This window comes from Kocuria sp. KRD140 (genome assembly GCF_017168375.1).
GTDB lineage: Bacteria > Actinomycetota > Actinomycetes > Actinomycetales > Micrococcaceae > Kocuria > Kocuria marina.
Genome location: NZ_JABFAW010000001.1, coordinates 497,647 through 504,020, shown reverse-complemented (window position 1 = coordinate 504,020; position 6,374 = coordinate 497,647). Strand labels below are relative to the sequence as shown.

8 protein-coding genes and 2 pseudogenes are annotated in these 6,374 nt (G+C 68.8%); 7 read left to right on the top strand and 3 right to left on the bottom strand.

All coding sequences use genetic code 11. The annotated features are described in order from the left end of the window. Window positions 1-174: 174 nt before the first annotated feature. The 5 genes and pseudogenes from ybaK to J1M36_RS02205 all read left to right on the top strand — a co-directional run bounded on the left by ybaK (window position 175) and on the right by J1M36_RS02205 (window position 2,304). Window positions 175-696, top strand: coding sequence for a Cys-tRNA(Pro) deacylase (gene ybaK / locus J1M36_RS02220; RefSeq protein ID WP_064846797.1), 522 nt, complete (start codon window positions 175-177; stop codon window positions 694-696). Between the two features lie 87 nt (window positions 697-783). After that, window positions 784-1,113, top strand: a pseudogene (locus J1M36_RS13075) (hypothetical protein); the annotation flags it as partial. 210 nt (window positions 1,114-1,323) lie between these two features. Then, window positions 1,324-1,452: pseudogene (locus tag J1M36_RS12620) on the top strand (enoyl-CoA hydratase-related protein); the annotation flags it as partial. A gap of 5 nt (window positions 1,453-1,457) precedes the next feature. Then, the gene (locus J1M36_RS02210) at window positions 1,458-1,703 is read left to right on the top strand and encodes a hypothetical protein (protein WP_193519567.1); all 246 of its coding nucleotides are present in this window, start codon (window positions 1,458-1,460) and stop codon (window positions 1,701-1,703) included. Window positions 1,704-1,899: 196 nt separating this feature from the next. After that, window positions 1,900-2,304 (top strand): SDR family NAD(P)-dependent oxidoreductase, encoded by a 405-nt coding sequence (locus tag J1M36_RS02205; RefSeq protein WP_206478550.1) that lies wholly within the window; start codon window positions 1,900-1,902, stop codon window positions 2,302-2,304. Window positions 2,305-2,317: 13 nt separating this feature from the next. Here the strand turns inward: J1M36_RS02205 and J1M36_RS02200 are convergent, their stop codons facing one another. The 3 genes from J1M36_RS02200 to J1M36_RS02190 all read right to left on the bottom strand — a co-directional run bounded on the left by J1M36_RS02200 (window position 2,318) and on the right by J1M36_RS02190 (window position 3,727). Further along, window positions 2,318-2,653 carry a putative quinol monooxygenase gene (locus J1M36_RS02200; RefSeq protein ID WP_206399173.1) on the bottom strand — a complete coding sequence of 112 codons (336 nt, stop codon included), beginning with the start codon at window positions 2,651-2,653 and terminating at the stop codon, window positions 2,318-2,320. Window positions 2,654-3,089: 436 nt separating this feature from the next. Continuing rightward, the gene (locus tag J1M36_RS02195) at window positions 3,090-3,509 is read right to left on the bottom strand and encodes a PIN domain nuclease (RefSeq protein ID WP_098054436.1); all 420 of its coding nucleotides are present in this window, start codon (window positions 3,507-3,509) and stop codon (window positions 3,090-3,092) included. Next, window positions 3,500-3,727, bottom strand: a complete 228-nt coding sequence (locus tag J1M36_RS02190) for a hypothetical protein (RefSeq protein ID WP_206478576.1) — start codon at window positions 3,725-3,727, stop codon at window positions 3,500-3,502. The genes J1M36_RS02195 and J1M36_RS02190 overlap by 10 nt, the downstream gene beginning before the upstream one ends. Before the next feature lie 189 nt (window positions 3,728-3,916). Between J1M36_RS02190 and J1M36_RS02185 the strand changes: the two genes are divergently transcribed. Together J1M36_RS02185 and J1M36_RS02180 are read left to right on the top strand one after the other, a co-directional pair. Next, a complete protein-coding gene (locus J1M36_RS02185) occupies window positions 3,917-4,327 on the top strand; it encodes a hypothetical protein (RefSeq protein ID WP_064846804.1) in 411 nt (136 codons plus the stop codon). Window positions 4,328-4,429: 102 nt separating this feature from the next. Continuing rightward, window positions 4,430-6,374 (top strand): PHP domain-containing protein (locus J1M36_RS02180; protein WP_241246693.1); only part of this gene is annotated, 1,945 nt, incomplete at its 3' end.

Here is a 6,374-nt window from a genome sequence, read left to right as displayed (position 1 = left end):
ACTGCAAGGCGTCCGGGGGAGAGGCTGCGGTGGGGGGGGGACTTCTCGTCCGCGCTGCGGGAGGACCTAGACTCGAGGTGCGGGGCACCGGCCCTTCCGTGGTGTGGACGTGGTCCCACAGTACCGAACCCGGCTGGGTGTGCTCCCCCGCAATCCTGGAAGTGACCCGGGTGCATGACGGACGCAGCATGGGAGGAACCCGTGGGGAAGAAGACACAACGAGCATCGGCCACGCCCGCCACACTCGCCCTCGAGCGCGCTGGCGTGCAATTCGAGGCCATGGGTTACGAGCACGATCCCCGCGTCACGGCCTACGGGCGCGAAGCGGCCGAGGCGCTGGGGCTGCCGCCGCAGTGCGTGTTCAAGACCCTGGTGGTGCAGACGGATCACGATGGTTTCGGGGTGTGCGTGGTGCCTGTGGCGCAGAGTGCGGACCTGAAAGCGGTGGCCGTCGCGCTGGGTGCCAAGAAGGCCCGATTGGCGGATCCCGGGGACGTCCAGCGACTGACTGGCTACGTGCTCGGCGGAGTGAGCCCTCTGGGTCAGCGCACCCGCTTGCCCACGGTGATCGACGACGGCGCTCGGCGGTTGGACCGGATGTACGTCTCCGGTGGCCGACGCGGGCAGGACGTGGGTCTGGCCCCGCGAGATCTGGCCGAGCTCACCGGGGCGGTGTTTGCGGCGATCGCCCGCTGAGGTGGTCGCCGCGATCGCGCGGTGACCGGGCACGGTTTCATCTTCCGACCCTTGACGCGCCATGAAGTGGATCCAGATTTATTCGAGATGAATACTGATTCACTTACCGACACCTCGGCCCTTGCCCCGGAGGGAGCGGCCCGTCGCGCCCGCAAGGAGGCCCGCCGGAACCAGCTGCTGCGTGCGGCCGGTGCGGTGCTGGACGAACTCACCGAACGGGTCCCGGCCGCTGTGGCCGCGGCGGACGAGGACCCGGTGGAGCGGGTGAGCGCGGCATTCACCATGTACTGCCGGGTGATCGACGAGAACCGTCAGGCCACGCTCATCACCTACCGGGGGAGCAAGTCGCTCACCGCCGCGAACCGGACCCACATCAAGTCCCATGAGGTGGAATCGCTCCGACCCCTGGTCGAGGCCATCCAGGAGGCCGTGCGCAGCGGTGCGTTCGTGGAGCTGGACGTCGAACTGCTTGCGTACGACCTGGTCCTGCTGGCTCACGGGTGGGACGCTGAAGTCGTGGTACTTCGAGCGGCGGCACACGTTCGATTCCTACGTCCGGGGCCAGCCCCGCCTGGTCCTGGCCGCCGCAGGGGCGCCCGAGCGCCGTCGCGCCCGAGGACCGGCCTCAAGCCCGTGATCGCGACGGTCAACGGACTCGCGATCGGTGGCGGGCACGTGCTGCACGTGCCGTGCGATCTCACGATCGCCGCGAGCACCGCGCGCTTCGGTCAGTCCGGGCCCACGGTGGGTTCGTACTGATCGTGGAGGAGATCGCCCGCGGCGACTTCAACGCGGGCTCGGACGCCGGCAACCCGAGGATGACGGCCCGGCGCACTGACGACGGCTGGGTCATCAACGGCACCAAAGCGGTGGGCCGCGGCCTGATGCACTGCGAGGACGTCCTGGTCCCGCGCGAGCACCTGATCGGCCCCGGGGGCGCGGGATTCACCCAGGTCATGGAGCTCATCATTTCCCGCGAATCGGCCGGACGCGAGTACGCACCCTAACCGGGATCGACAGCACGACCAGGAGGATTGCCCATGAACGAGCACAACACCGGCACCACCGCACGGGTGGCGATCGTGACCGGCACCGGACAGGGCATCGGAGCGGCCATCGCCGAGCCGCTGCACGAGGTCACTGAGGAGTGGACCCGCGAGATCGTGACCGTGGAGCTGCTCGGGGTGCTCACTGTGGCTCGCCATGTCCTGCCGCATCTGCGTGCGGGGGGGAGCCGCGGGTCGGCGGGCGAGCTTGGTCGTGGTGCCGTCGGACAGTGCCAAGGCGGGCTCGTTCGGGGACGCGGTGTCGTCGGCCGCGCGGGCGGGTGTGCTGGGCATGGTGCGCTCCGTGGCGCGCGAGAACGCCGTGGTACCCATGGCGGTCAACGCCGTGTGCCCGGGCCCCACGGACACCGCGATGTACCGCGAGCTCGCGGACGCCCAGGGCCTCACGGGGAAGGTCTTCTCCGGGATGACGCGGGGCATCCCCGCCCGCAGGCTCTGCACCCCCGAGGAGGTCGCGGCCACGATCCACTTCCTGCTCTCCCCGGAGACTGCCTACATCACGGGCCAGGCGATCTCGGTGAGTGGTGGGTTGACGATGTGATGGTGGCGCCGGGTCAGCGCGGGATGCCCGCCACGGCTTGCAGCCGGTGGCTGGTCATGCCTTCACGGTCGATGATCGGTAAGGCCCGTTGGATCCGCTCCTGGACGGCCGGGATCTGCAGGGACGCCTGATGGTCCTCCTCGGTGTCCCAGACCTCGGTGACCCACACGGCATCAGGATCCTCGGGATCGGTGGCAACGAGGTAGAGGCGGCAACCGGGCATGGGCTCGGCGGCGTCGTTCTCGGCCAAGATGCCCGCGAGCGCGTGTCCGTTCCCGGGGGTGGAGCGGAGGCATCCGTGGAGCATGAACAGGGCAGTGGTGTCGGCTGTCCCGATGGATGTCGTCATGGGGCCAATCTAACCGCTGTGTGGCGTGGAACACAGGGGTGCGGGCGGACAATGCCGGCGCTCCCGAAAGGGGCACGGACACCATGCCCCGGAACTGCTCCAGGGCATCATCTCCGGGCGCTTGGTCCGGGTGTGCAACGTCCGGACGGTGCCCGAGCGGCGTCGTAGTGTGAGCTCATGCGCCAGCGGACGACGACGGACACGGCAGCGCGCCCCGGCGCTGGCAGGGCGCTTTTCGCGGCGATCGCGGGAACGGTTATCGAGTGGTATGACTACGCGTTGTACGGCACCGCGGCCGGGCTCACCATCGGCCGCTGTTCTTCGCGGGGATGGACTCCGGGGCGTCGCCCAGGGCGGCGGGCCCGCGGTATTTCCCCGGTCACGGCGCAGAGAATCACCGACCGGGAGGGCCGATAATCGCCTCACGCGTGTTCTGTCATCGCAGCGTGAGGGTTTCCACCGGCTGGCCTGTGACCGCGGCAATCAAGTCGAAGTCCTTGTCCATGGCCAGCACCGTCAGCCCAGCCTTCTCTGCGCATGCTGCGATCAGCAGATCCGGAATGGACGGCGCACGATGCTGACCTCTATCGGCGAGCAACATCTGCACCTGGAAGGCACGGTCCTCCATCGCGGGCGTCAGATGTTCGATGGGCATCAGCGACAGCGGCGGCAGCCCGAACGCCTGACGCCCGCCTTCGCCGGAACGGGATGAGAATCCCAGTTCAAGCCGCGTGACCGTCGAGAGTCGAACCAGTCCTCGTTCGATGCGGGCATTCCAGTCCTCGAGGTGCGCGGCCTTCCCTGCCTGCATTCGTGCATACGCAGACTTGTCAATTAACCAGCCGGTCACTGCCACGCGGCAGCCATGATGTCGTCATCCATGAGGTCGCCGAACGCGCGGGAGGAGCGCTCCCAGTCCTCAGTGGTCACCGTGGCCTTGTCGCCCGTCATGGCTGCCGCTGTCTCAAACTTCCGGCGCAGGAACTCGTTGCGGGATAGCCCCAGCGCGGATGCCTCCGCATCGATGCTTTCAACCGCCCTGTCACTGAGTCCCCGGATGAGGACATTCTTCATCGTCAGCACCTCCTCGAAGAATGCTATCGCGATATCGTTTAACGGAAAAGATCTCACCCACGCCCGTGTGCGGGCATCTCTCCGGCGACCGACACCGCCGTGGCGTCGGTCGCTTATGCGTGTCGGACGATCTTGGCACCGTCTCAGTAGTCGAATAAATTTTCGAATAATCAGGGAGGGTGAGCCACCATGACGGTGCTGGAGATGACGGAGACCGGGCAATACGAGGACCCGTGGGACACGGTTCCGGTGATCGGCGCGGGCATGCCGGTAGAGCGTCCCACGGGGCTGGTGGGCGGCTCCACGGACCCCGCCCTCGATGATCTCGCGGTGGTGTGTGACATCACCGGGACGCCGTGTGTGGTGACGTACCGCGGTGAGGAGCATCGCGTCCTGCAGCCCGCCGTTCGCTGGTACGAACGCCGGAATTGGTGGGACGTGGAGGTCCGCGTGCCGCGTGAGAGCCGCACGAGCGCGGTGGATCAGGAGCGGTGGCGGGTGCAGGTCGTCCGGCCCGGGGTGGTTATCGCACGCACCTTCGAACTGGTCCGGAACCAGTTCACCGATCAGTGGCGGGTGCTCCGTGTCAGCGCCGCATGAGACCGCCCGTGGTCGCTGTGCGGAGTCCTTCCGTGTCACTTCATGTCGCCCGCGGAGCCGTCCGCGATTGACAGAAGTTCGAATAAAGTTTCGAATATGGGCATGTGGTTCCCCCATCTTCACGTGGCCTCGGCCTTCAGCTCGCACTACGGTGTGGCGCGTCCGGAAGAACTCGCCCGGGCGGCCGCGTCCCAGGGAGCACAGGTCCTCGCGTGCACGGACCGGGACGGCCTCTACGGGGCCGTCAAACACGTGCTGGCATGCCGCGCGCACGGTCTCGCTCCCGTCCTGGGTGTGGACATCGCCCTGCTGCGGACCCCGCGCGCCGGCGCGGGAGGCGCGCAGGGCCGGGTGGCCGGGCAGAATCGGGCGGCCGGACAGCGACGTCGTCCGGCGGCACCCGTGGTGATCGGCCGGGTGGTGGTCCTGGCCACGGGACGCAACGGGGGAGCCGGGTACGCGGCCCTGTGCCGGGTGGTCTCCGCCGCCCACCGGGCTCATGACCGGCACGCGGCCCACCCCATCGGACTCAGCGCGGAGCAGTTGGCGCGGCACGTGCATCGTGCGGCGCGCCACGGTGATCCCGGGCTCGTGGTGCTGCTCGGCCCGGACTCGGACGTGGGTCGGCTGCTCGTGGGACGGCACTACCACGCGGCGCGCACCGCGCTGAACCGATGGCGTCACGCGCTGCCCGCGGGGACCCTCGTGGTGGAGACGGTGACCTACCTGGCGCCCCAGGGTGCGCCCCTGAGCATGGGGCACGCGGTGCGGATGTTCCAGATCGGGCGGCAGGCGCAGCTGCCCGTGGTGCTCAGCAACGCCGTGCGCTACGCCCACCCGGGGCAGGCCGTGACCGCGGACGTCCTGGACGCCGCCCGGACCTTGATGTCCCTCGACGAACTGGCCGGGGCGGATCGCGGTGTGCTGCAACCCAACGGGCAGGGCTGGCTCAAGGACGGTGACGAGATGAGTCTGCTGGCCCGGGAGATCGCCCTCGCCGCGGACCACGGTCAGGCGGGACACGGCGCGCTGCTCGCGGACACCCACCACCTGGCCCAGCGCTGCCGTCTGGATCCGGAGGGGGATCTCGGGGTGGACCGTCCGGTGATCCCGGAGGCCTCGGTGATCGGGGTGAGCGGTGACCCGGACCGGGAACTGGCCCAGCGTTGCTACGCGGGACTCGCCCGGTTGCATGCCGGCGAGGACTGGGACCGCACCGTGCCCGGACTCAACCGGGAGTCCCTGCGCGGACGGTTGGAACGGGAACTCGCGGTGATCGCCCAGCTCGGCTTCGCCGGGTACTTCCTGACCGTGGGGGAGGTCTCGGAACTGATGAGCGGCATGGGTGTGCGTCACGCCGCCCGCGGTTCCGGGGTCTCGTCCCTGGTGGTCCACCTGTTGGGGATCTCACCGGCGGATCCGCTCGAGTACGACCTCGTCTTCGAGCGCTTCCTCTCCCCGCTGCGCCCCAGCCTGCCGGACATCGACATCGACATGGAGAGCGCGCAACGCCACGCCGTCTACCACCGGATCTTCGAACGCTTCGGCCCCCGCCGCGTCACGCTCATGAGCATGCAGAACGCCTACCGCTCCCGCGGGGCCGTGCGGGACGCCGGACTGGCACTGGGGCTCGAGGCCCAGGAGGTGGACCACGTGGCCACCCAGTTGTGGCGCGTGCCCGGGGGCACCCTGCGGGAGGAGATCGCACGCCGGCCCGAACTCGCCCCGCTCGCGCAGCGGCTGCGCAACAACCGGCAGTTGGACCTGCTCGTGGATCTCACCGAACGCCTCGACCGACTACCTCGGCACATCTCCATGCATCCGTGCGGGGTGATCCTCTCCGACACCACCCTGTTGCAGCGCACCCCCGTGCAGGCCAGCGGGATCGGGCTGCCCATGTCCCAGTACGACAAGCACGACATGGACCCCATGGGGCTGATCAAACTCGACATCCTGGGTGTGCGCATGCAGTCCACCCTGGCCCACGCCGTGGAGGAGATCACCCGGTTGCGACCCCACGAACCCCCGCCCAACCTCGACACCATGC

What these genes read in the sequence shown, in the direction of transcription:
- ybaK (WP_064846797.1), top strand. Translation starts at nt 175, where the DNA reads ATGACGGACGCAGCATGGGAGGAACCCGTGGGGAAGAAGACACAACGA.
- J1M36_RS02205 (WP_206478550.1), top strand. Translation starts at nt 1,900, where the DNA reads ATGTCCTGCCGCATCTGCGTGCGGGGGGGAGCCGCGGGTCGGCGGGCG.
- J1M36_RS02200 (WP_206399173.1), bottom strand. Translation starts at nt 2,653, where the DNA reads ATGACGACATCCATCGGGACAGCCGACACCACTGCCCTGTTCATGCTC.
- J1M36_RS02190 (WP_206478576.1), bottom strand. Translation starts at nt 3,727, where the DNA reads ATGAAGAATGTCCTCATCCGGGGACTCAGTGACAGGGCGGTTGAAAGC.
- J1M36_RS02185 (WP_064846804.1), top strand. Translation starts at nt 3,917, where the DNA reads ATGACGGTGCTGGAGATGACGGAGACCGGGCAATACGAGGACCCGTGG.